Origin of the sequence: Lapillicoccus sp. (genome assembly GCF_036559105.1) — a bacterium.
GTDB lineage: Bacteria > Actinomycetota > Actinomycetes > Actinomycetales > Dermatophilaceae > Lapillicoccus.
The window spans coordinates 23,923-44,643 of the sequence record NZ_DATBTV010000116.1; the positions used below are offsets into that span (position 1 = coordinate 23,923).

Below are 20,721 nucleotides of genomic sequence, written 5' to 3' on the forward strand. Positions count from 1 at the left end.
GCATACCCCGTCTGTCAGGAGGCTCCCATGACCGGAACTGTCGACCGCGCGCTGGTCATCGGCTCGAGCATCGCCGGCCTGCTGGCTGCGCGGGCCCTGAGCGAGGCGTACGGCGAGGTCATCGTCCTCGACCGCGACGAGCTGCCCTACGGTCCCGTGGCCCGAGGGGGTGTGCCGCAGATCCGTCACGCCCACGGGCTGCTGGCCGGCGGCCGGGAGGCGATGGAGGAGCTCCTGCCGGGGCTCACCGCCGACCTCGTGGCCGCGGGGGCCACGGCCGGCGACGCGCAGGAGGCACTGCACTACTACGTGGGCACAGGCCGGTACCCCACCGGTACCAGCGGGCTCACGGCGGTCGCGGTCAGCCGGGTGCTCCTCGAGTGGACCATCCGCCGTCGCGTCGCCGAGATGCCGGGAGTCGTGTTCTACGACCGCAGCTCGGTCCTCGACCTGATGTTCAGCGAGGACGGTCGGCGGGTCACCGGCCTGGTCGTGTCCGGCGTGGACCGGCCGGGCAGCCCGCGGCGGCTGGAGGCCGACCTCGTCGTGGACGCCTCCGGGCGGACCTCGCGGACGCCGGAGTGGCTGGAGCGCAGGGGGTTCCAGCCGCCCGAGGAGGAGCGAGTCCGCTGTGACATCAGCTACGCCACGCGAAGGTTCCGGCGGCGTCCGGGCGACGCGGGGACGGCGCTCGCGATCCTCCAGCCGGCCAGCGCCGGCGTGCCACGGTCCGGCGTCCTCATCGCCCAGGAGAACGACGAGTGGATCGGCGGGCTCACCGGGTACCACGGCGTTCGGCCACCGACGGAGCTGTCCGATTTCCTCGCGTATGCGAGGACGCTCGAGGCGCCGGCCATCGCCGAGGTCCTCGAGCGGCTCGAACCGCTCGACGACGGGTGCACCTACCGGTTCCAGGCCAGCGTGCGGCGGCGGTACGAGCGACTGCTCGACGTTCCGGACGGGATCCTCGTCATCGGGGACGCGCTGTGCTCGTTCGACCCCGCGTTCGGCCAAGGGATGAGTACGGCAGCGCTCCAGGCCGTCGCTCTCCGGGCGGCCCTGGCCGAGGGCCGGGAGGATCTCGGCCGTCGATTCTTCCACCGCGCGGCGCAGCACATCGACACGCCGTGGCAGATCGTCGTCGGCGGGATGCCGCCGGCACCCGGGACCACCGTGCGCACACCGATGGCGGCCAGGCTGGTCGGCTCCTACCTCACCGCCCTGCGGTACGCCGCCGTCGACGACCCGAAGCTGGCCCGCGCCTTTCTGCGGGTCGCCCACATGACCGCTCCGCCGCAGAGCCTGATGACGCCGGGCCTCGCGGCCCGCGTGCTCGCGCGGGTCCTGCTGAACCGGGCCGCCGTGGCCGGTCCGGCTCCGGGCGTCGTCCCGACGCCGTACGGGCTCGGCCACGGCGTCACCCATCGGCCCCGTCCGCTTGCGGCGGTGTCGTCCACCCAGCCACCGGGTCGCAGGGATCCGGTCCACCACAAGACAGGACACCTCTCATGAACAAGCTCACCATCGCCGCCGGCGCCGTGGCGCTCGCCACCGCCGGCCTGGGTATCGCCCAGACCTCCACGGCCGACGCCGGTGGCGGCCGGCTCAACTTCGCGCTCCAGCGCTCCCCGGGCATCGTCGCCGCGGGCTGTCTGCCCTACGCGGCGGCCCGGGTCACCGTCAAGCACGACGGCCCCGTCGAGCGGATGAACATCACCGCGTGGGGTCTGCCGGCCAACACCGAGTTCGACACGTTCGTCATCCAGGTCCCCAACGCCCCGTTCGGGGTGTCGTGGTACCAGGGCGACCTCGAGACCAACGGCTACGGCGTCGCCCACCAGGAGTACGTCGGCCGGTTCCAGCAGGAGACGTTCGCCATCGCTCCGAAGTCGGCCCCCGCACCGTCGGTGCACTCCACGCCCACGCCGGACGACACGACCAACCCGCCGTTCGGCCCGATCCACACCTTCCACGTCGGCGTCTGGTTCAACTCGCCGGCCGACGCCGTCAAGGCCGGGTGCCCGGGCAACACGACCCCCTTCAACGGGGAGCACAACGCTGGAGTCCAGGTCCTCAACACCGCTCAGTTCGCCGACACGGCCGGCCCGCTGGGCACCTTCAAGCCCTGACCAACCCTTCCCGCGCAAGGTCAGGAACGGCGGCGGGACCATTCAGGGGTGGGTGGTCCCGTCGCCAACTCGTTGCGCCACGGCCCGGATCTCGGCCGCGCTCGCGTTGCCGCCGGTCACGATGACGGCGCAGCGCTGCGGGCGGTCCGGGTCGGCGAGCAGGGCGGCCAGGGCGGCCGCACCGGCGGTCTCGGCGAGGGTATGCGCGTGGCTGGCCAGGAGGCCGGCAGCGGCGTCGAGGTCGTCGTCCGAGACGAGGACGAAGTCGTCGAGTCTTCCGGCCATGACCCGTTGCGGTAGCGCGTAGCTGGTGCCCGTCGCCAGGCCGCTCGACCGGGTCCGGCACGGGGCCTGAGCGGGACGGCCGTCCTGCCACGCGGTGTGCGCGGCCGGGGCGGCCGACGACTGCACGGCGATCACCCGACAGTTCGGAGCGAGAACCTCCCGGACGACGCAGGCGCCGGACGCGCCGGTCCCGCTGCCGACCGGCACGTAGATCGCCTCGAGCTCCGGATGTCGTTGCAGCAGCTCGAGATACACCGTCGCGTGACCGTGCACGATGGCCGGCTCGTTGCCCGGGTCAACGTAGCGCAGACCTCGCTCGCCGGCGAGCCGCTTCGCCTCCCCGACCGCCTCGTCCATCGTCGGGCCGTGCACGACCACCTCGCCGCCGAGAGCGCGTACCGCGGCCACCTTGCTGGGCGGCGCCGACTCCGGGACGACGATGACTGCGGTCGCCCCGACCAGCCGGGCGCCGTAGCAGACGGACTGCGCGTGGTTGCCGGTCGAGGCGGTGACCAACCCGGCCTCCCGCTCGTCGGCGTTCAGCGCCAGGGCGAGGTTGATCCCGCCGCGGACCTTGAACGCCCCCGTCGGCTGGACGTTCTCGTGCTTCACCACGACCGTCACGCCGGCGGCCTGGTCGAGCAGCGGGTACGACCACGCCGGCGTCGGAGGCAGGTGCGGGGCGATGGTCTCGGCCGCGGCCAGCACGCCCTGGTAGGTGACCTCGACGGTCACCGGTCCGTCACCGCCAGCCGTCCGGCGAGCAGGACGTAGGACCCGGCGAACGAGCGGCGAAGCCACGACAGCACCTGGGGCCGCTCGAGGACGCGGGTGCGCATCGCCGCGGCGCAAACGCCGTAGCCCGCGAAGACCACCAGCGTCACCAGCATGAACACGGCGCTGAGGCCGATCAGGTGCCACACGGCGTTCGGCTCGTCCGGGTGGACGAACTGGGGGAGGAAGGCGACGAAGAAGATGGTCAGCTTTGGGTTCAGGAGGTTGAGCAGGACCGCCTGCCGGATGGTGCGCCACGCCGACGACGGCTCAGCCGCGTCGACGCCGAGTGCGCCCTTGTCGCGCAGCGTCGTCCAGGCGAGGAACAGCAGGTAGGCGACGCCGGCGTACTTGAGTCCCTGGAACGCCAGCGCGCTCGCGTGCATCAGCGCGGCGAGCCCGGTGGCGGCCGCGAGGAGATGCGGGACGATCCCGAGGGTGCACCCGACGGCCGCCACGAGGCCGGCCCGCCGACCACGACCGAGCCCGGCGCCGATGGTGAACAGCGCCCCGGCCCCGGGGGTGGCCACGACGACGAGGGTCGTGAGCAGGAAGGCGACGCTCATCGCGCCAGCCTAGGCACGGTGGCGGGATCAGGCCGGAGGGGTGCCGATCTTGGCGACCGCCGCGGCGATGCGCCGCTCGCGGGTGGCCGCCGCCTTGGCCTCCTCGATCGCGGTGACGTGCGCCTTGCGGTGGCTCGGCGCCAGCGCCTCGAACGCCGGCCGCAGCCCGGCCGCGTCGAGGGCGGCGGCGAGGTCGTCGGGCACCTCGACCGATCGCGGCGCCGTGTCCAGCTCGAGGTCGACGACGATGGCGTCGCCCCCGCCGATCCCGGTCTCCCTGCGCTTGTCCGCGCTGAAGGGGATGAGGAACCGGCCGCCCATCGACGCGAGCGTGGACGGGTACGCATACCCGTTGACCGTGACCGACACGGCGGCGCGCTTGCCGCCGCCGAGAGCCGTCACGACCTCGTCGGGCACCGGTATTCCGGTGTTGTTGCCGGTCTGCGCCATGGTCGTCTCGAACCGCATGGCGGCAGTATCGCGCGATGATGGGCCTCGTGGCGGAGGAGACCGGTGTCGCGCAGGCCGTCCTCGTCTGTGCCGGACTCGCCGATGCCGCAGTCCGGTTCTGGCTGGCCGGCGGATGGGGCGTCGACGCACTGGCGGGGCGGCAGACCCGCTCGCACCGTGACCTCGACCTGCTCGTCGACGCGGCCGACGAGGCGGTGACCCTGGAGGTGCTGGGCGACCTCGGCTACGTCGTCGAGACCGACTGGCGGCCGGTCCGCGTGGAGCTGGCCCGTCGCGCCGGCGCTGGCGCGGGCTGGGTCGACGTCCACCCGGTGGTGTTCGACGGGGACGGGAACGGGGTCCAGGCCGGGCTCGACGACACCGAGTTCCACTACCCCGCGGCGATCTTCACCACGGGTCGGCTCGGCGGGATCGTCGTGGGCTGCGTCTCCGCCGCCGCCCAGCGGACGGCCCACGAGGGGTATGCGCACCGTCCCCAGGACGAGCACGACCTCGCGGTGCTCGAGGGGCTGGACCCGCCCGACTGACGCCGCTACGTGGAAGATCCACCACCACAGGGTGGACGATCCACCACAGTGGGCTGTGGTGGATCTTCCAGCGAGGCGAGTTCCTAGAGGCCGGCGCCCGGCTCGATCGGCCGCGCCTCCCGGACGCGTCCGAGCAGCGCGATCGACACGGCGGGCAGGATGACGACCGACAGCATCCCGGCGGCGACCATGGCGGCGGCATCGGCGGAGCTGAGGTAGCCGTTCTCCGTCGCGATCGTCGTGATGACGACGATGAGCGGCAGCCCGGTCGCCGACATGACGGCGAGCGCCCGGCGCTGCCGACGTTCGAGGCCGGTGCGGTAGACCAGGAAGGTCGGGATGGCCCGGACCACCAGCATGAGGAGCAGGAACCCGGGCACGACCAGCGCGGACGAGGGCTGGCTGAAGAGGGCCTTGAGGTCGATCCGGGTGCCGCTGACGACGAAGAAGACCGGGACCAGCATGCCGAACCCGATGCCCTCCAGCTTGAAGCCGAAGATCGACGAGGCGTCCGTCTCGTCCTCCTCGTCGTCGTGCTTCGCGGCCGCGATCCGCACGACCGCACCGGCGGCGAAGGCGCCCAGGAGGACGTCGATCCCGAGCGTGTTGGCGACGGCGGCGAGGGCCAGCATGAACAGGAGGGTCAGCCGGATCGGCAGCTGCGAGCTGGCCCACATGCTCTTGGCGATGAAGGTGACGATCCGATCGCCCCACGGCCGGTTGGCCAGCAGGGCGGAACCGACGATGAGGAGCGCGAAGGCGCCCAGCACGAGGATCGACTGGACCGGGTCCGTCCCCGCGAGGAGGAGGCCGACGAGCACGATCGGACCGAACTCACCGACGCTGCCGAGGGCCATCGCATACCGGCCGAGCGGTGTGCCCAGCACTCCGGCGTCGCGTAGGACCGGCAGCAGCGTGCCGAGCGCCGTCGTGGTCAGGGCGAGCGGGATGACGATCTCGCCGCTGTGGCCGCCGGACACGTGGACGCCGAGGCCGACCATGGTGGCCAGGACGACGGACAGGCCCCAGCTGATTCCGGCCAGCTTGAGCGGACGGCCACGGATGGTGTCCAGCTTCAGCTCGTAGCCGGCGAGGAACATCAGCATGGACAGGCCGAGGACCGACAGTCCGTCGACGAGGCCGGTGGGCTGCACCAGGTCGAGCACCTGAGGACCCAGCACGATGCCGAAGGAGATCTCGAGGACGACGGACGGGATCGCGAACCGGCGCACGCCCGCCACGATGATCGGCGCGAGCACCCCGGCAGCGGCCACCAGGGTCAGCTGGTAGACGTCGTCCGGGGTCATGGCGCGACGCTACCGGCCGGGTGTGCTCAGCGTGCCGTAGAACGCCGCCTCCGCGTCGAGGGCAGTGACGATCCGCGGCGCCACTCCCCGCTCGACCGCACCGCCGAACAGCGGCACGTCGACCTGGATCGTCAGGTCGCAGTCCATGCGGCTGCCGGTGCGGGTGGGCTTCAGGACCGCGTTGCCCCGACACGTGACGGGCAGACCCGCGAACTCGAAGACCAGCGGGGTCCGCAGCCCGTCCTGGTAGCGCATCCACTCCTCCATGCGCTCGACCGTCGGGCTACCGCCGAGCCGGGAGGTGATCGCGGAGGGGAGCCAGCCGAGGGGGACCTCCGTGGAGACGACGATCCGCACCGCGTCGTCGGACACCTCGTGCGTGACGATGCGTGTTCCCAGCCCGTCGGCGTCCGAACGCCGCTGCACCACCTCCGGCTGAGCGAGTCCGGCGAGCAGCTCGTCCGGGGAGCACAGCAGCTCGTAGGACCGCTGGATCCGCTCTGCCATACCGCCCCTGCCCTCGTTCGATGTGGTGGCCGCAGCGTACGTTGGGGCGGTGAGCAGCCGGGTCGTCGTCGTCGGCGCCGGCCTGGCCGGTCTGAGTGCCGCCTGCCATCTGGTCGGGGCCGGCTTCGAGGTGACCGTCGTCGAACGCGATACGATTCCGGGTGGTCGCGCCGGCCGCATCGTCCGCGACGGGTACACCTTCGACACGGGGCCCACGGTGATGACGATGCCGGGCCTGCTGGCGGACGTCGTCGACGCGGCCGGTCGGGGACGATTCTCGCTCGACGACCTGCTGCCGATGGTCCGGCTGGACCCCGCCTACCGCGCCTCCTTCGCCGACGGCAGCGAGATCCTCGTTCGCGCCGGGCACGAGGCCATGCACGACGAGATCGCCGCGACGTGTGGGCCGGCGGACGCCGCGGCCTTCGACGACTTCGTGGTCTGGCTGCGCGAGCTCTACGAGCTGGAGATGCCGCACTTCATCGACCGCAACTTCGACTCGCCGCTGGACCTGGTGTCCTCGCCGCGGGCCGCCGCCCGGCTGCTGCGCATGGGCGGGTTCCGCCGGCTCGGTCCGGTGGTGGCCGAGCGGTTCCGGGACGAGCGGTTGCGCCGCCTGTTCAGCTTCCAGGCCATGTATGCGGGGCTGCAACCGAGCCGGGCGCTCGCCATCTACGCGGTGATCACCTACATGGACTCGGTCGCCGGCGTCTACTTCCCCGAGGGTGGGATGGGAGCGATCCCCGTCGCCATGGCCCGCGCCGCCGAGTTGGGTGGCGTCGAGTTCCGTTGGGGGACAACGGTTCATGAGATCCAGCGTGGACCCAACGGACGAGTGGCCGCCGTGGACCTCGGTGGGGGCGAGCGACTTCGGGCCGACGCGGTCGTGTGCACCCTCGACACCCCGGTCGCCTACGAGCGGTTGCTGCCAGGACTGCGTGGACCGCGGGCGGTCCGGTCCGGCCGGTACTCGCCGTCCGCGGTGGTCTGGCACGTGGGAGCGCGGGGTGCGCCGCCGGACGACGCGGCACACCACAACATCCACTTCGCGCAGGAGTGGGACTCGGCGTTCGACGCGCTCATCGGCGACCTCGAGCTGATGCCGGATCCGTCCCGCCTGGTCACGGTCCCGTCGCTGACCGACCCCTCGCTCGCCGCTCCGGGCGGCTCGACGCTGTACGTGCTGGAGCCCGTCCCTCATCTGGGTGGCTCGGTCGACTGGAACCACGAGCGTGGCCCGATGCGCGAGCGGCTGATGGGTTTCCTTGCGGAGCACGGATATCCGACCGACATCGTCACGGAGGAGCTGGTCACCCCCCTGGAGTGGCAGGCCATGGGGATGGCGTCGGGGACCCCCTTCGCGCTGGCGCACACCTTCCTCCAGACCGGTCCGTTCCGGCCGCCCAACGTCGAGCGCCGGATGCCGGGCCTGGTCTTCGCGGGTTCGGGGACCGTGCCGGGGGTCGGCGTGCCGATGGTGCTCATCAGCGGACGCCTCGCGGCGGAGCGGGTCCGGGAGTACCTGCCCGCGCCGGATCGCGCGCCCGTGAGGGCGACGTGACGACGACCGTCGCCGGACCGGATCTCCTGGCGGAGGGGTACCGCCGGGCCGCTCGGATCACCCGCGACAACGGCACGACGTACTACTGGGGCACGATGCTGCTCCCGCCGGAGCGACGGCGGCACGTGTATGCGGTCTACGCCCTGTGCCGATTGGCCGACGACATCGTCGACGCACCGTGGGCCACCCAGGGCGACAACGTCCCGCAGACGACGGGCTCGCTCACCGCGTTCCGCGACGAGGTCGGGGCAGTCCTCGACGGCGGCCCGACCGACGACCCGGTGCTGGCGGCGATCGGTGACTCCTTCGCCCGGTGCGCGATCCCTCGCGAGAACGTCGACCGGTTCTTCCGGGCGATGGCCCAGGACCTCACGACGACGACCTACGAGACGTGGGACGACCTCGTCTCCTACATGGAGGGCTCGGCCGCCGTCATCGGCGAGATGATGCTGCCGGTCCTGCGGCCGCGGTCGCCGGAGGCGTTCGAGCCGGCGCGGGCCCTGGGGTTCGCGTTCCAGCTGACCAACTTCCTGCGTGACGTCGGCGAGGACCTCGACCGCGGACGCGTCTACGTCCCCCAGGAGGACCTGCGTCGGTTCGGTGCGGATCCGTGGTCGCGGGAGGTGACGCCGGGCTGGCGGGAGCTGATGCGGTTCGAGATCGCCCGGAACCGGGGGCTCTACGCTCAGGCCGACACGGGCATACCGATGCTGCCGCCGTCCTCCGCGCGGTGCGTGGCGACGGCCCGCGACCTGTACGCGCGGATCCTCGAGAAGATCGAGGCCCGGGACTACGACGTGTTCACGGGGCGGGCGCGCGTTGCATCATGGAGCAAGGCGACGACGTCGGTCCGGATCCTCGCGGCCGGGCCACCACGGCGGAAAGGTACTTCGTGACCGCATCGAGCAGGTTCCGGGCGGAGCTGAGGCGACGCATACCGATCCAGAACGTCCCGACCGTGCCGCACGAGCACCTCCGGAGCACGTGGAAGCAGGCGCGGCCCGGCCGGATCCGGGCCTCGTTCGACGTCGCGCAGTCGCAGGACCCGGGCGGATGGTACGTCGTCGGCCGCAGCGGGGACGTCGGCACGAAGCGCTCCGTCACCCGGACCGTCGCCGGCCGCGAGATCGTCCTCTGGCGGGACGAGTCGGGGACGTTGATGGCCGGGCCCGGCACCTGCCCACACCTGGGCGCCCTGCTCGACGACTGTGAAGTCATCCGCGGCGACGTCGTATGCCGGTGGCACGGCATGGCCCTCGGTGCGGCCGGCCAGGCGGGCTGGAAGCCGGTCGTCGCCCACGACGACGGGGTGCTTGCCTGGGTGCGGCTGCCGACCCCCGGCGAGACGCCCACGGACCGGCCGACGCTGACGACGCGGCCGCCGCTGGACGCCTCGATCGCCGCGGTCATCGAGATCCCCGGCGTCTGCGAGCCGGAGGACATCATCGCCAACCGGCTCGACCCGTGGCACGGTGCGTGGTACCACCCGTACGCGTTCAGCCACCTCGTCGTCGACGACGACGCCAGCGACGAGAAGGTCCTCGTGGTGGACGTGACGTTCCGGCTCACCCCGCGGCTCGGCGTCCCCGTTCGCGCGGAGTTCGCCTGCCCCGACGCGCGGACCATCGTCATGACCATCGTCGGCGGTGAGGGCGCCGGCAGCGTGGTCGAGACCCACGCGACGCCGATCGCCCCGGACCCGTTCGGCCGGCCGCGGACGATGATGACCGAGGCGACCATCGCCCACTCGCCGCGCACCGGGTTCGGTATCGCCCGGTCGGTCGCGGCCCTGGTGAAGCCGCCGATGAAGCGCACCGCCGCCCGGCTCTGGGTGGACGACATGGCCTACGCCGAGCGCCGGTACCTCCTGCGCGCCAGGGGCGACGTCTACGGCACCTAACCTTTCGGCTTTCCAGAAGTCGGGAGGCGGGAGAGGGCCTTGCGCAGGACCGGAACCACCTGGTGACGTCCCGTCATCGGGACCGTCCAGAGGTCGTGGCCGGGTAGGCCCCACCGGGACAGGTGGTGGTTCGCCGCCATCCAGCCGGTGGTCGCCGCGCGCTCCATCAGCGCGACCGGGTAGTCGCAGCGGACCCCGTCACCGGCCAGGGCGATCCGCGGGTCGGGGGTGCGGACCTCGGGCCGCTCCCGCCACGGCTCGGTCCCGACCAGCGGACAGTCGGCGCGGACCAGCCACTCCTCGTGGACGACATTCGCCTGGTCGAGCTCCGGATGCAGGTCGCGCAGCCGGTTGCGCAGCTCGACCCGGAGGGCGGCCGGGTCGGTACCGTCGGGCAGCGCGTAGGCGTGTACCTCGATGACGCTGCCGTTCCGGCCCCGCGCCCACCGCCCCGCTCCCGCCTCGAACTGGTGCACTGCCGAGACGTTGTCGAGCGGGCCGAACCCGCTCGTCGCGAGGAACGGCGGCGTCCCCTCGCGCAGCGGCCGGTCGAACCAGAGCCGCCACACCGCGAACGCCGGCGCCGGCCGGCGTGACGCGAGCCGGCTCCGCCACGCCTCGTCACCCAGCCAGGGCGAGTCGGCGACGAGGCGCTGCAACGGCGTCTGGTCGGTCGCCAGCACCACGGCGTCGGCCTCGACCGCCGACCCGTCCTCGAGCCATACGGCCAGGGGACCGCCGCGGTCCTCCAACGAGGTCGCGGCCATCGGCATGACCACGCGTACCCCGAGGTCGTGCAGGTAGCGGCCGAGGGGCGCCCACAGCGCCGTGTCGTAGTCGTCGTAGGGCACGTCGAAGAGCAGCCCCTCGGCCGATCCCAGGAAGTACGTGTGGAACATCGCGACCAGCTCGCCCCCGGAGAAGTCCCGCGGGTCCGCGAAGAACGAACGTGCGAACACCTCGAGCGCGAGATGCCTCGCCCCGTCAGGAAACCGGAGCTCGTCGAGGACCTCCGCGGCGCTGCGTCCGGCGTAGTCGTCGTAGGTCTGCGGGAACGCGACGTCGAGCAGCCCGAGGGCCGCGTCGACGTTGACGCGGGTGAGGTCGCGCAGGGTGAAGCTGGGGCTGCGCGCCACGAACGCCATGAGGTTGATCGGCGGTCGGGTCGGCAGGCCGGCGAAGGAGTCGGTATGCCCGCCGGCCAGGACCAGGGGGTAGTCGGCCACCGGTCGCAGCCGGCCCATGGTCGGGTCGCTGCGGCGTAGCAGCGAGCGCAGGTTGTAGTACTGCCGGAAGAACGCGTGGAACCCGCGGCTCATCGTCGTCGACGTGCCGTCGGCCGCCACCGGCCACGCGCGGACTCGCCCGCCCAGGGTCGGCGCCGCCTCGACCAGCGTCACCGAAACCCCACGCTCCGCCAACCCGGTGGCCGCCGCGAGTCCGGCGATGCCGCCGCCGACGACCACGGCGGTCGGAGCCCGGTCCAGCCGCGCCTCGTCAGAAGGCGCCGGCGGCGCGTGCCGGACCGCACGCGGGTCGCGACCGGGGACCCAGTGGTCCCGCGAACGGCGAAGGGGCATCATGCGGGGCGGCGCCCGTGGAACGTGTGGACGATCCCGTTCTGCCAGCCGCGGACCGACCGGGTCCGCACGTCCTCGAACCCCGCGTCGACCATCCGCCGCATGACCGTCTCGACCGGGTCCATGTCCATCACGCTGCGCCAGAGGTAGTGGTAGAGCCGGGTCCGCCTCGAGGTCAGCCAGCCGAGCGGCACGACCACGCCCCGGCAGACGGCGGTCCAGACGGCCTCCGCCACCGGACGTCCCGCGACCGAGTACTCGTGGACGACCAACGTCCCGCCTGGCCGCAGCAGGTCGTGCAGTGACCGCAGCAGCGCGTCGCGGTCGGGCACGTTGCGCAACAGGTATGCCGCGAACACCCCGTCCAGCGGCTGGAACCCGGCGTCGGCGCATACCTCCTCGAGGGCCTCGGCCCGACCCTGCTCGAACCGCACCCAGCTCGGCCACGACTTCGTGGCCGCCTGCGCGAGCATCCCCGACGACCCGTCGACACCGAGCACCTCCGCGCGGACGCCGGCGCGGTTCAGCTCGTCGACGAGCGCGCGGGTCGAGGCGCCGGAGCCGCAGCCGAGATCGACGACGCGCGAACCCAGTCCCGGGACCAGCCCGGCCACCAGCGCCCGTGCGCTGTGTCGCAGGTGGGCGTGGTAACCGGGGTTGAGCGCAACCATGAGGTCGTAGCGGTCGGCGACCTCGTCGAAGGCTTCGGGCACCTCGCCGCGCGTCGCCGACACGGCCGTCCGGTCAGTCGTCGCCATGCCGACACGGTATGCGGTAGCTCGGCTCAGCTCGGCGCGGGTCTCACGAACCCGATCAGGCCGACGGTGTTGCCCTCGGAGTCCTCGATGAACGCCTGCCACTCCTCGTGCCCCGGCGGGCCGAGACGGTCGTCGTCGTGGGTGAAGATCGCGTTCGGCTCGGCGACGACCCGTACCTCGCCACGGATCGCGTCGATCGTGGCGTGGACGTCGTCGACCCCGAGGTAGATCAGGGCGGCGGGGGCGTTGCGGTCGAGCAGGAGGCGGGTGCCCTCGAGGTCGAAGAACAGCAGCCCCGGCGGGTCGAACCGGGCCCGCGGCTCGTCACCGAGGAGCCGTGAGTAGAACGCCGCCGCCCGGTCGAGGTCGTCGGCGTGGAGCGCCACCTGGACGAGCCGCATACCAACCTCCGCGTGCCTAGAGACGCGACGAACCGGCGGCAGCCATGCTAGCTCGGGCCGGCCTCAGCCGTACCGGTTGAACAGCCAGCCGACCACGTACGAGATGTCGTTGGTCGCCAGGTGGGCCAGCGCGGGCGCGAGCAGGCTCCCGGAGCGCAGCCGGAGGTAGGCGAAGACCGCCCCCGCGATCGCCGTCGACAGGACGTTGCCGATGACGACGAGCACGAGACCTGCCGGGGTGGAGGCCAGCTGCTCCATCGCGCCGTTGCTCGCGGCTGTCGTCAGGGTCGGGAGGATGTGCCACGCCCCGAACAGCAGGGACGACCAGAGCACCGACCGCCACATCGAGGTGTGGCGGAGGAACAGCGCCAGCAGAAGTCCCCGGAACGCGAACTCCTCGAGGACCACCGTCCCGAGCGGGGTGTTGAAGGCCACCTCGTAGACCATGTCGAGGAACGGCACCTGCAGGCGCGGGTCGTCGAGGGCACCCTGGGAGGAGCCGCGGACCTCCGAGACGAGAGCGAACCCGACCACGACCCCCAGGACCAGCAGCAGCGCGCCACCACCCCAGATCGCGCCGAGGGAATGGTGGTCACGGTGCAGGCCGAGCTCGGTGGTGTCGACGCTCGACCACCAGGCGATCGCGCCGATCAACAGCGCGACGCCGACATTGGTCAGCAGCTGCCAGGACTCCGGGATCCACAACGTCCGGGCGACGTTGTAGGCGGCGAGCAGGCTCACGGTGAGGATCAGCGCGGGAGTGTCGCGGGCCGTCCGCTCGCGGTCCTCGTGGGTGGGGTACTTCGTGCTGTCGGCGATCTGGACGACCTATCCGGAAACGCCGATGAGGGTCTGGGCGAGCCGCTCGGTGTCGGCGATGGTCCAGTCGGGCGGCGCGACGAGGGCCGCCCAGGCGTAGGCGAAGTCCGGGTTGTAGTTGTGGCCGTGGCCTGGGGACGCGCTGAATCCGTTCATCAGGTCGAACGTCGCCTGGACGAAGCTCACCACCGGGAACCAGCTCGGCTCCTGGGGGACGTCGTCGCCGGTCGGCTGCTCCATCCAGGCGGGCCGTGACCACAGCGTCGACCAGCTCCACCAGCCGACCGGGTCGGACGGGTGCTGGACCCAGAGAACCTTCGGTTCCGGGGTTCCGGCGAGCTCCTGGCTGTGGTCGACGAGTCGTACGGACCCGTCACCGTAGACCGGGGCCCACACCGGCGAGCCCGGCTGACGGCTGGCCAGCAGGGCGTTCCACCCGACGTTGTCGCCGGTGGGTCCGACCCACAGCACGGAGTCGGCGGCCTTCTCCGCGGCCCGGAGGGTCTCGGTAGGTGTGGCCCGCCCGAACGTCGCCTCCGAGCCGAACGACCCGAGGCTCTCACCGAAGAGGAGCAGCTGCGGCCGGGTGTCGGGGGGGAGCTGCGACCAGCGTTCGTGCACGGCGGTGTAGAGCGTGGTCCCGGCCTCGGCGGCCTCGTCCTTATCGACGAGGAACGAGATCCAGCTGGGGAGGTAGGAGTACTGCTGCGCGGCGATGGCCGTGTCGCCGCCCGCGGCGTACTCCAGGCCGGCCGCGGCCACCGGGTCGACCCAGCCGGTCCCGGTGACCGTCCACACGACGAGGTACTTCCGCTGGAACGCTCCGGTGCGTTCGAGCTCCTTGACGGCGAGGTCGGCCCGCGCGGCGGCGTCCGGCGCGTTCTGGAGGCCGATGAAGACCCGGATCGGAGCCAGGGGCTCGCTGCCGGGGCGGAACGTCCGGAGCGCGTCGGTCGACACGGCACCGGCGGTGAACAGCCGGCCCTCGGCGCCCAGCGACGTCCACGGTACGAGGGACCCGCTGCCTCCGGACACCGTCGCGGTCTGGGGGGCGAGCAGGCCGGGGGTCGGTGTGGCGTCGGCCTCGGCGTACTTCGCGTCAAGGAACCGCATGACCCCGAAGCTGAGGACGGCCATGACCATGCCGATGACGACGACCGCGAACGCGCTGCCGGCCACGAGGTGCCGGACGAGGCCCGGCCAGCGGCGGGGGAGCTGCTCGTCGACGCGGATCACCGCCAGGCCGACCAGCCGCCCGATGAGGACGACCACGGCCACGAGCACCAGGGTCACGACCCAGAGCGTCACGGCGTCGCCGAGACCGAGGACCTCGTCCGGGCCGACCACCCGTCGCTGGCTGTTCTGCCAGCGCAGCCACATGACGGTCCCCACCACGGCGGCGACGACCGCGAGGACGACCACGGCGACCAGCGGCCAGGGTCGCGCGGCCAGGAGGGGGTCGCGCCGTCCGGCTCTCGTCCACGCCCGGTCCCAGACCTGGCCGACGAGGGAGCCCACGCCCCAGCCGACGGCGAAGGACACCGCGCCGATGACTCCCTGGATGGACCCCGAGCGCGGCAGCAGCGACGGGACCAGGGCGGCCCACCAGAACCAGGTGCCGACCGCGATGGAGATGAGCCGGGGCTGGGCCCAGAGCACCTCACGCGCTCGTCGGGACGCCGCCCGGACGCTCATTGGCGCAGTGTCGAGGGTGTAGGAGTGTGCCACGACCCTCCGTTCCCACGGCCGAGCCGCGGCTACCGCGGCGTGGGCCGACGCTACCTCAGACTGCTGATGTGACCGACGCCTCCGCCCCGCCCCAGAAGATCGCCGTCGTCCTGCGCGACGACCTGCCGACGTGGCAGGCCCTCAACGCCACGGCGTTCCTTAGCGGCGCGGTCGCCGGACGCCGGCCGGACCTGCTCGGTGAGGCGTATGCGGACGGGGACGGCACCGTGTACCTCTCGACGTTCGGGATCCCGATCATGGTGTACGCGGCGTCGGGGCCGGTGCTCTCGGCCGTCCGCGACCGGGCGGTCGGCCGCGGACTCGGGACGGCGGTGTTCACCGACGAGATGTTCACGACGGGGAACGACGTGGACAACCGGGCCGTCGTCGCGGCGGTCCCCGGAGCGGATCTCGTCCTCGCCGGGCTGGCGCTGGTCGGCCCGCGGAACGCCGTCGACAAGAGCGTGAAGGGCGCGGTGCTGCACCCCTAGCCGCGGTCGAACACCTCGAGGTCCATCCCCTCGAGGGTGTCGGGGTCGGCCAGCAGGGTGATCCCGGTGACGCGGCCGCCCTGGACGACGAAGTCGAAGACCACCCGGACCTTCCCGCCCACCGACCACACCGCGCCGACCGCCCCGTCGACCAGCGCCGTGCGCGCGACCCGGGCGCGGCCCGAGAACTGGTCGGCCACGGCTGCGGCGCCGCGTCGACGTTCGGCTCCGGTCCCGGCGGCCGCCGCGTCGACGTCGAGCGTCACGTCGGGGTCGAGCAGCCGGAGCAGGGCGGACAGGTCGCCGCCCCGGGCCGCGGCGAGGAAGGCGTCGACCACCACGCGCTGGGCCGCGACGTCGCCGTCGGACTCCTGTTCCGCGCCGCGCACGCGTCGCCGGGCGCGGCTGGCCAGCTGCCGGGCGGCGGCCGTGCTGGTGCCCACGACGGGTGCGATCTCGTCGAACGACACCCCGAACAGGTCGTGGAGGACGAAGGCGATCCGCTCGCCGGGTGTGAGCCGGTCGAGCACGACGAACAGCGCGACGCCCACGGTGTCGGCGAGGACCGCCTGCTCGGCGGGGTCCGGGACCTGGGTGGCGGCCGGCGCGACCGCATACCCGGGGTCGTCCGGCAGCTCGGTGAGGTGCTCGCGCCGGGACGACCGCGAGCGGAGCATGTCGAGACTGATCCGGGCGACCACCGTCGTGAGCCAGCCGTCGAGGTTGGCGACCTCGCTGGTGTCGCTGCGGTGCAGCCGCAGCCATGCCTCCTGGACGGCGTCCTCGGCCTCCTCGGGTGAACCCAGCAGCCGGTATGCGACGCGCCGCAGGTGCGGTCGGACGTCCTCGAAACGCTCGGTCAGCTCGTCGGTCATGTCGTCATCCTCCGGGGTCGGCGTGCCCTCCACCCCTGACGGACGGAACGCCACAGATGTGACACCCTGCCGCGATGACTCCCGTGGCGCCCCCTCGCCCGCTCGCCGAGCGCATCGCCGACACGAGGCACCTGCTGGAGACCACTGTCGACGCCTGGGTGGCGACGGCGGACCCGTCGACGGGCCGACCGTGGATGGTGCCGCTGTCGTTCGCGTGGACGAGCTCGGTCGTCGTGCTGGGTACCGGCGCGGACAGCCGCACCGTCCTCAACGCGCTTGCGCAGCCGTGGATCCGGTTGGGGATCGGAGCGGTTCGCGATGTCGTCCTCATCCACGGGCTCGCCGACGTCGTGTCCATGGCCGACGTGGACCAGGCGGAGGCCGACCTCTTCGCCGAGCGGTCCGGCTTCGACCCCCGCGGGCTGTCGTCTCCGTACGCGTACCTGCGGGTCAGACCCCGGCGGATCCAGGCCTGGCGTGAGGAGAACGAGCTGGACGAACGCGAGATCATGCGGGACGGCCGCTGGCTGGGTTGAGGGCCGGGGATCACGGAGGCCGAGGCGACACATGCCCCATACCCGCATCTCGGTCAGATCGTCGCGACCCGATCAGGTCGACCTCCGCGAGCACGCGGAGCACGCGTTCGCGCTTCCGGACCTGATGAGGTCCGTCGGCCTGGACGTCGGCCGGCAGGCAGTCATCCGGCGCGGGGTCGACACCTTCGCCCTCTACACGCTCACCGACGCGGGAGCAGACGCGGAGGCAGACGTCTCCACCGACACGGTGCGCATGGGTCGCGATGGACGCCGTCGGCTCGACGGCGCCGAGGAGCGGCAGTTCCGCGCTCGCCTGGACAGCGTTGCCGTCGACCCCGTCGCTACCGAGGAGGAGGCCCGTCGCGGCGAGAAGCTGCTGGAGCTGTTCGACGACGGCGATCACCGAGGACTGATCGTCATCGCCCCGCACGGAGGCGACATCGAACCGTTCACCGACCACCAGGCAGAGCACGTCCGCGACCAGCTGTGCGATCTGGGCGTGAGCTGCTGGCGGTGCAAGGGCTGGAAGCCGGGTGGCGGGGCCGCCGCCCGCTGGCACATCACGTCCACCGACATCAGCACCGCGAGCTTCCCTCGGCTGGCGACCGCCGTCGCCGGAGGGTTCGGTCACGCGGTGTCGTTCCACGGCTTCATCGAGCACGGACGCCCCGACATCCTGGTCGGCGGAGCCGCGCCGGATTCGCTCAAGCAGGTGTTGCGGGCCGTGATCGCCGAGGCGGTCGCCGGAACCGGTCTCCGGGTCGAGATCGCGGCGGCCGACGACCCGCTCGGGGGCGCCGAATCAGCCAACATCGTCAACCGACTGACCAGGGACCGGCGTCACGGCATCCAGATCGAACAGCAGCCCAGCGCCCGGTCGGGGACGCTACCCCGGTCGGACACGCCCCGGTGGCAGGCGGTCGCGGCGGCGGTCGCGGACGTCTATCGAGTCGTTCTCTCCTGACCGCCGGCTGACCGTTCGACGAGTCCGGGCTTCTCAAACCCGGTCGCTGGGAGGACCATCGGAGGGCATGAGGCTCATCCGCTGGCGGTGCGCGATCACCACACACCAGTGGCGCCGCGAGCGGCAGTCAGGAACCGACCTGCTGATCTGCCGACGCTGCGGGCACATCACGAGTCTGCACGACGAGTCCGCTGCGGCCCGAGGCCGGGAAGGTCGCTACGGGAGCGCGGGAAGCGGCTTCTGACCGCCAGTCGCTGCGGGTCAACCCAGGACGTCGGTGAGTCCGGCGACGAGGCGTTCGACGTCGGACTGGTCGGTGTAGGGCGCCAGCCCGACGCGTACCCCACCCTCGGCGCCGAGACCGAGGTGGTGGCTCGTCTCCCAGGCGTAGAAGTTGCCGGCCGGCGCGTTCACCCCGACCTCGGCCAAGGCCGCCCGGATCGCCTGGGGCGGGAGACGATCCGACGTGAACAGCAGGGTCGGTGTACGACGCCGCGCGTTGCTGTAGACCCGAACCCCGGGGAGCGCGCGGATCCGGGGCTCCAGCCACGCCAGCAGCTCGTCCTCGTGCTCCTCCAGCGCCGCATACGACGAGGCGAGCCGCTCGCGGCGTGAGGCGCCGCTGTCCGACGGTGCCAGCCCGGCCAGGAAGTCCACCGCCGCCGTCGTCCCGGCCAGCAGCTCGTACGGCAGGGTCCCTAGCTCGAACCGCTCGGGCACGGTGTCCGTGGCGGGCTTCAGCTTCTCCGGGCGGAGGGCCTCCAACGTCTCGGGCCGGGCGCCGAGCACCCCGAGGTGGGGGCCGAGGAACTTGTACGGCGAGCAGACCCAGAAGTCGGCACCGCTCGCCTCGACGTCGGTGAACACGTGAGCGGTGCTGTGAACTCCGTCGACGTAGAGCTGGGCGCCGACGGCGTGAGCGATCTCGGCCAGCCCGCAGAGGTCGGGTCGGGTGCCGATGAGGTTCGACGCGCCCGTGACGGCGACGAGCCGGGTCCGCTCGGACACCACGTGGGCGATGTCGACGCCGGGCAGCTCGCCGGTCAGGGGCTCGAAGTCGGCCAGCGTCACGGCGGCACCGGCGTGCTCCGCGGCGATCACCCAGGGTCGGACGTTCGCGTCGTGGTCGAGGCGGGTCACGACCACCTCGTCACCGGGACCCCAGCCCTGCGCGAGGGTTCGCGCCACCATGAAGGTCAGCTCGGTCGCTGAGCGTCCGAACACGACCCCCTCCGGGACGACGCCCAGCAGGTCGCCCATCGCCGATCGCGCGTCGTGGACGATCCGGTCGGCGCGGCGCTCGGCCGGGGTGACCGCCCCCCGGTTGGCCACCGCCGACGTCAACGTCCTCGCGACGGCCTCGGCGACCACGTCCGGTGTCTGGCTCCCGCCCGGACCGTCGAAGTGGGCCGCGCCCTCGCGCAGCGCGGGGAAGTGGGCGCGGACGGCGGCGACGTCGTAGGGCATACGCCGACTATCCCAGCGCCACGGGGTCAGCCGTCGGCGGCCTTCTCCAGGTCGGCGACGATGAGCTTGCCCATCTTCAGCATCGCCTGCATGGCCCGGGCGGCACGCTCGGGGTCGGGGTCGGCCAGCAGCTCGTTCATCCGGCTCGGGATGACCTGCCAGGACAGCCCGAACCGGTCCTTGAGCCAGCCACACGGGCCGTGTTCGCCGCCCTCGCCGAGCGCCGTCCAGTAGCGGTCGACCTCGTCCTGGTCCTTGCAGTCGATCATGAACGAGACCGCTTCCGAGAAGGTGAACTCGGGGCCGCCGTTGAGCGCGACGAACTTCTGCCCGTCGAGCTCGAAGTCCACGGTCATCACCGTGCCCTCGGGCCGCGGGGTGTCCGGGCCGTAGTGGGTCACGTTGAGAATGCGCGAGTTGGGGAAGACCGAGCAGTAGAACTGCGCCGCGTCCTCACCCTTCGTGTCGAACCAGAGGCATGGTGTCGTGGTCATGAGGGGTGAGACACCCCGCATACCGAAAAGTCATCGGCCCTCACGAGGGCTCGTGGGCCTCCACGAACTCCTCGGGGTCCTTGTCCACCGGTGTGACGCCGGTCGCCCAGTGCTCGGCCTCGAACCGCAGGAACTGCACGGCGATCCCGTGCCGCAGCGCGAGCGTGGTCTGCTGGCGGAAGTCGGTGAGGTCCTGCCGCTCCTCCTCGGCCATGTGGTCGCTGTTGGCGACGTTGGCCTCGACGACGGCCTCCCACCACTTGTCGCTGCCGGCCTTGCACCGCCGCACCGAGCGGATGGCGTCCCGGATCTCGTTGTGGTCCTTGATCGCGTCCTCGACCTCCTCCTCGACGGAGTCGGCGTCGCCAGCACCTTCGCCGAGCTTGACCAGCTCGGGATAGAAGAACCGCTCCTCCGCCTCGGCGTGCACCTCGAGGAGGATCTCCAGCCGCTTCCAGAGGGCGTCAAGCCCGTCCTCGTCGTCGCGGGGCCACTCCTCCAGCATGCTGAACATCCGCCGCTGCTCGGCGTGCTGATGAAGGATGACCTCGGTGATGTCCATGCCGGCGAGTATGCCGCTA

Annotated in this window: 23 protein-coding genes; 9 read left to right on the forward strand and 14 right to left on the reverse strand. The window is 72.1% G+C overall.

The window, feature by feature from the left end; translation table 11 throughout:
• Positions 1-27 precede the first annotated feature (27 nt).
• On the forward strand, positions 28-1,512 hold the full coding sequence (locus tag VIG79_RS14740; protein WP_331886979.1) for an NAD(P)/FAD-dependent oxidoreductase: 1,485 nt from the start codon (positions 28-30) through the stop codon (positions 1,510-1,512).
• The gene (locus VIG79_RS14745; protein ID WP_331886981.1) at positions 1,509-2,129 is read left to right on the forward strand and encodes a hypothetical protein; all 621 of its coding nucleotides are present in this window, start codon (positions 1,509-1,511) and stop codon (positions 2,127-2,129) included. The genes VIG79_RS14740 and VIG79_RS14745 overlap by 4 nt, the downstream gene beginning before the upstream one ends.
• Positions 2,130-2,171: 42 nt before the next feature.
• On the opposite strand, the gene VIG79_RS14750 is transcribed toward VIG79_RS14745, so the two are convergent.
• From VIG79_RS14750 to VIG79_RS14760, 3 genes are read right to left on the reverse strand one after another with little or no spacing between them, the layout of a single operon-like run.
• Entirely contained in the window at positions 2,172-3,149 is a 978-nt protein-coding gene (locus VIG79_RS14750; protein ID WP_331886983.1) for a threonine ammonia-lyase, read from the reverse strand.
• Entirely contained in the window at positions 3,146-3,754 is a 609-nt protein-coding gene (locus VIG79_RS14755) for a LysE family translocator (RefSeq protein WP_331886985.1), read from the reverse strand. Before VIG79_RS14755 ends, VIG79_RS14750 begins: the two co-directional genes overlap by 4 nt.
• Positions 3,755-3,781: 27 nt before the next feature.
• Entirely contained in the window at positions 3,782-4,222 is a 441-nt protein-coding gene (locus VIG79_RS14760; RefSeq protein ID WP_331886987.1) for a YdeI/OmpD-associated family protein, read from the reverse strand.
• A gap of 17 nt (positions 4,223-4,239) precedes the next feature.
• On the opposite strand from VIG79_RS14760, the gene VIG79_RS14765 reads away from it, so the two are divergent.
• Positions 4,240-4,752: a nucleotidyltransferase domain-containing protein gene (locus VIG79_RS14765; protein ID WP_331886989.1), complete on the forward strand. Its 513-nt coding sequence runs from the start codon at positions 4,240-4,242 to the stop codon at positions 4,750-4,752.
• An 83-nt stretch (positions 4,753-4,835) separates the two neighbouring features.
• Here VIG79_RS14765 and VIG79_RS14770 read toward each other — a convergent pair whose 3' ends face one another.
• Both VIG79_RS14770 and VIG79_RS14775 read right to left on the reverse strand, forming a co-directional pair.
• Positions 4,836-6,059 carry a cation:proton antiporter gene (locus VIG79_RS14770; protein WP_331886991.1) on the reverse strand — a complete coding sequence of 408 codons (1,224 nt, stop codon included), beginning with the start codon at positions 6,057-6,059 and terminating at the stop codon, positions 4,836-4,838.
• Between the two features lie 9 nt (positions 6,060-6,068).
• The gene (locus VIG79_RS14775; protein WP_331886993.1) at positions 6,069-6,566 is read right to left on the reverse strand and encodes a DUF2505 domain-containing protein; all 498 of its coding nucleotides are present in this window, start codon (positions 6,564-6,566) and stop codon (positions 6,069-6,071) included.
• A gap of 49 nt (positions 6,567-6,615) precedes the next feature.
• Between VIG79_RS14775 and crtI the strand changes: the two genes are divergently transcribed.
• Genes crtI through VIG79_RS14790 form a run of 3 tightly spaced genes read left to right on the forward strand, consistent with a single transcriptional unit; the run spans position 6,616 to position 10,027 of the window.
• Positions 6,616-8,127, forward strand: a complete 1,512-nt coding sequence (gene crtI, locus VIG79_RS14780) for a phytoene desaturase family protein (RefSeq protein WP_331886995.1) — start codon at positions 6,616-6,618, stop codon at positions 8,125-8,127.
• Positions 8,124-9,023, forward strand: coding sequence for a phytoene/squalene synthase family protein (locus VIG79_RS14785; protein ID WP_331886997.1), 900 nt, complete (start codon positions 8,124-8,126; stop codon positions 9,021-9,023). The genes crtI and VIG79_RS14785 overlap by 4 nt, the downstream gene beginning before the upstream one ends.
• Positions 9,020-10,027 (forward strand): DUF5914 domain-containing protein, encoded by a 1,008-nt coding sequence (locus tag VIG79_RS14790; protein ID WP_331886999.1) that lies wholly within the window; start codon positions 9,020-9,022, stop codon positions 10,025-10,027. Before VIG79_RS14785 ends, VIG79_RS14790 begins: the two co-directional genes overlap by 4 nt.
• Here the strand turns inward: VIG79_RS14790 and VIG79_RS14795 are convergent.
• The 5 genes from VIG79_RS14795 to VIG79_RS14815 all read right to left on the reverse strand — a co-directional run bounded on the left by VIG79_RS14795 (position 10,024) and on the right by VIG79_RS14815 (position 15,280).
• Positions 10,024-11,610 carry an FAD-dependent oxidoreductase gene (locus VIG79_RS14795; RefSeq protein WP_331887001.1) on the reverse strand — a complete coding sequence of 529 codons (1,587 nt, stop codon included), beginning with the start codon at positions 11,608-11,610 and terminating at the stop codon, positions 10,024-10,026. The two genes, VIG79_RS14790 and VIG79_RS14795, sit on opposite strands and share 4 nt — an antisense overlap.
• Entirely contained in the window at positions 11,607-12,365 is a 759-nt protein-coding gene (locus tag VIG79_RS14800) for a class I SAM-dependent methyltransferase (protein ID WP_331887003.1), read from the reverse strand. The genes VIG79_RS14795 and VIG79_RS14800 overlap by 4 nt, the downstream gene beginning before the upstream one ends.
• A gap of 26 nt (positions 12,366-12,391) precedes the next feature.
• A complete protein-coding gene (locus VIG79_RS14805) occupies positions 12,392-12,766 on the reverse strand; it encodes a VOC family protein (protein WP_331887005.1) in 375 nt (124 codons plus the stop codon).
• 63 nt (positions 12,767-12,829) lie between these two features.
• A complete protein-coding gene (locus VIG79_RS14810; RefSeq protein WP_331887007.1) occupies positions 12,830-13,507 on the reverse strand; it encodes a CPBP family intramembrane glutamic endopeptidase in 678 nt (225 codons plus the stop codon).
• An 87-nt stretch (positions 13,508-13,594) separates the two neighbouring features.
• Positions 13,595-15,280: an alpha/beta-hydrolase family protein gene (locus tag VIG79_RS14815; protein WP_331887009.1), complete on the reverse strand. Its 1,686-nt coding sequence runs from the start codon at positions 15,278-15,280 to the stop codon at positions 13,595-13,597.
• A gap of 101 nt (positions 15,281-15,381) precedes the next feature.
• On the opposite strand from VIG79_RS14815, the gene VIG79_RS14820 reads away from it, so the two are divergent.
• Entirely contained in the window at positions 15,382-15,804 is a 423-nt protein-coding gene (locus tag VIG79_RS14820; RefSeq protein WP_331887011.1) for a DUF2000 domain-containing protein, read from the forward strand.
• On the opposite strand, the gene VIG79_RS14825 is transcribed toward VIG79_RS14820, so the two are convergent.
• Positions 15,801-16,679 (reverse strand): sigma-70 family RNA polymerase sigma factor, encoded by an 879-nt coding sequence (locus VIG79_RS14825; RefSeq protein ID WP_331887013.1) that lies wholly within the window; start codon positions 16,677-16,679, stop codon positions 15,801-15,803. The genes VIG79_RS14820 and VIG79_RS14825 overlap by 4 nt on opposite strands.
• A gap of 74 nt (positions 16,680-16,753) precedes the next feature.
• On the opposite strand from VIG79_RS14825, the gene VIG79_RS14830 reads away from it, so the two are divergent.
• On the forward strand, positions 16,754-17,215 hold the full coding sequence (locus VIG79_RS14830; RefSeq protein WP_331887015.1) for a pyridoxamine 5'-phosphate oxidase family protein: 462 nt from the start codon (positions 16,754-16,756) through the stop codon (positions 17,213-17,215).
• A 31-nt stretch (positions 17,216-17,246) separates the two neighbouring features.
• Positions 17,247-18,179 carry a poly-gamma-glutamate hydrolase family protein gene (locus VIG79_RS14835; RefSeq protein ID WP_331887017.1) on the forward strand — a complete coding sequence of 311 codons (933 nt, stop codon included), beginning with the start codon at positions 17,247-17,249 and terminating at the stop codon, positions 18,177-18,179.
• A gap of 261 nt (positions 18,180-18,440) precedes the next feature.
• On the opposite strand, the gene VIG79_RS14840 is transcribed toward VIG79_RS14835, so the two are convergent.
• Genes VIG79_RS14840 through VIG79_RS14850 form a run of 3 tightly spaced genes read right to left on the reverse strand, consistent with a single transcriptional unit; the run spans position 18,441 to position 20,702 of the window.
• A complete protein-coding gene (locus VIG79_RS14840; protein WP_331887019.1) occupies positions 18,441-19,646 on the reverse strand; it encodes a cysteine desulfurase-like protein in 1,206 nt (401 codons plus the stop codon).
• Between the two features lie 26 nt (positions 19,647-19,672).
• The gene (locus VIG79_RS14845) at positions 19,673-20,140 is read right to left on the reverse strand and encodes a VOC family protein (RefSeq protein WP_331887021.1); all 468 of its coding nucleotides are present in this window, start codon (positions 20,138-20,140) and stop codon (positions 19,673-19,675) included.
• 40 nt (positions 20,141-20,180) lie between these two features.
• Entirely contained in the window at positions 20,181-20,702 is a 522-nt protein-coding gene (locus VIG79_RS14850) for a hemerythrin domain-containing protein (RefSeq protein ID WP_331887023.1), read from the reverse strand.
• Between the last annotated feature and the right edge of the window lie 19 nt (positions 20,703-20,721).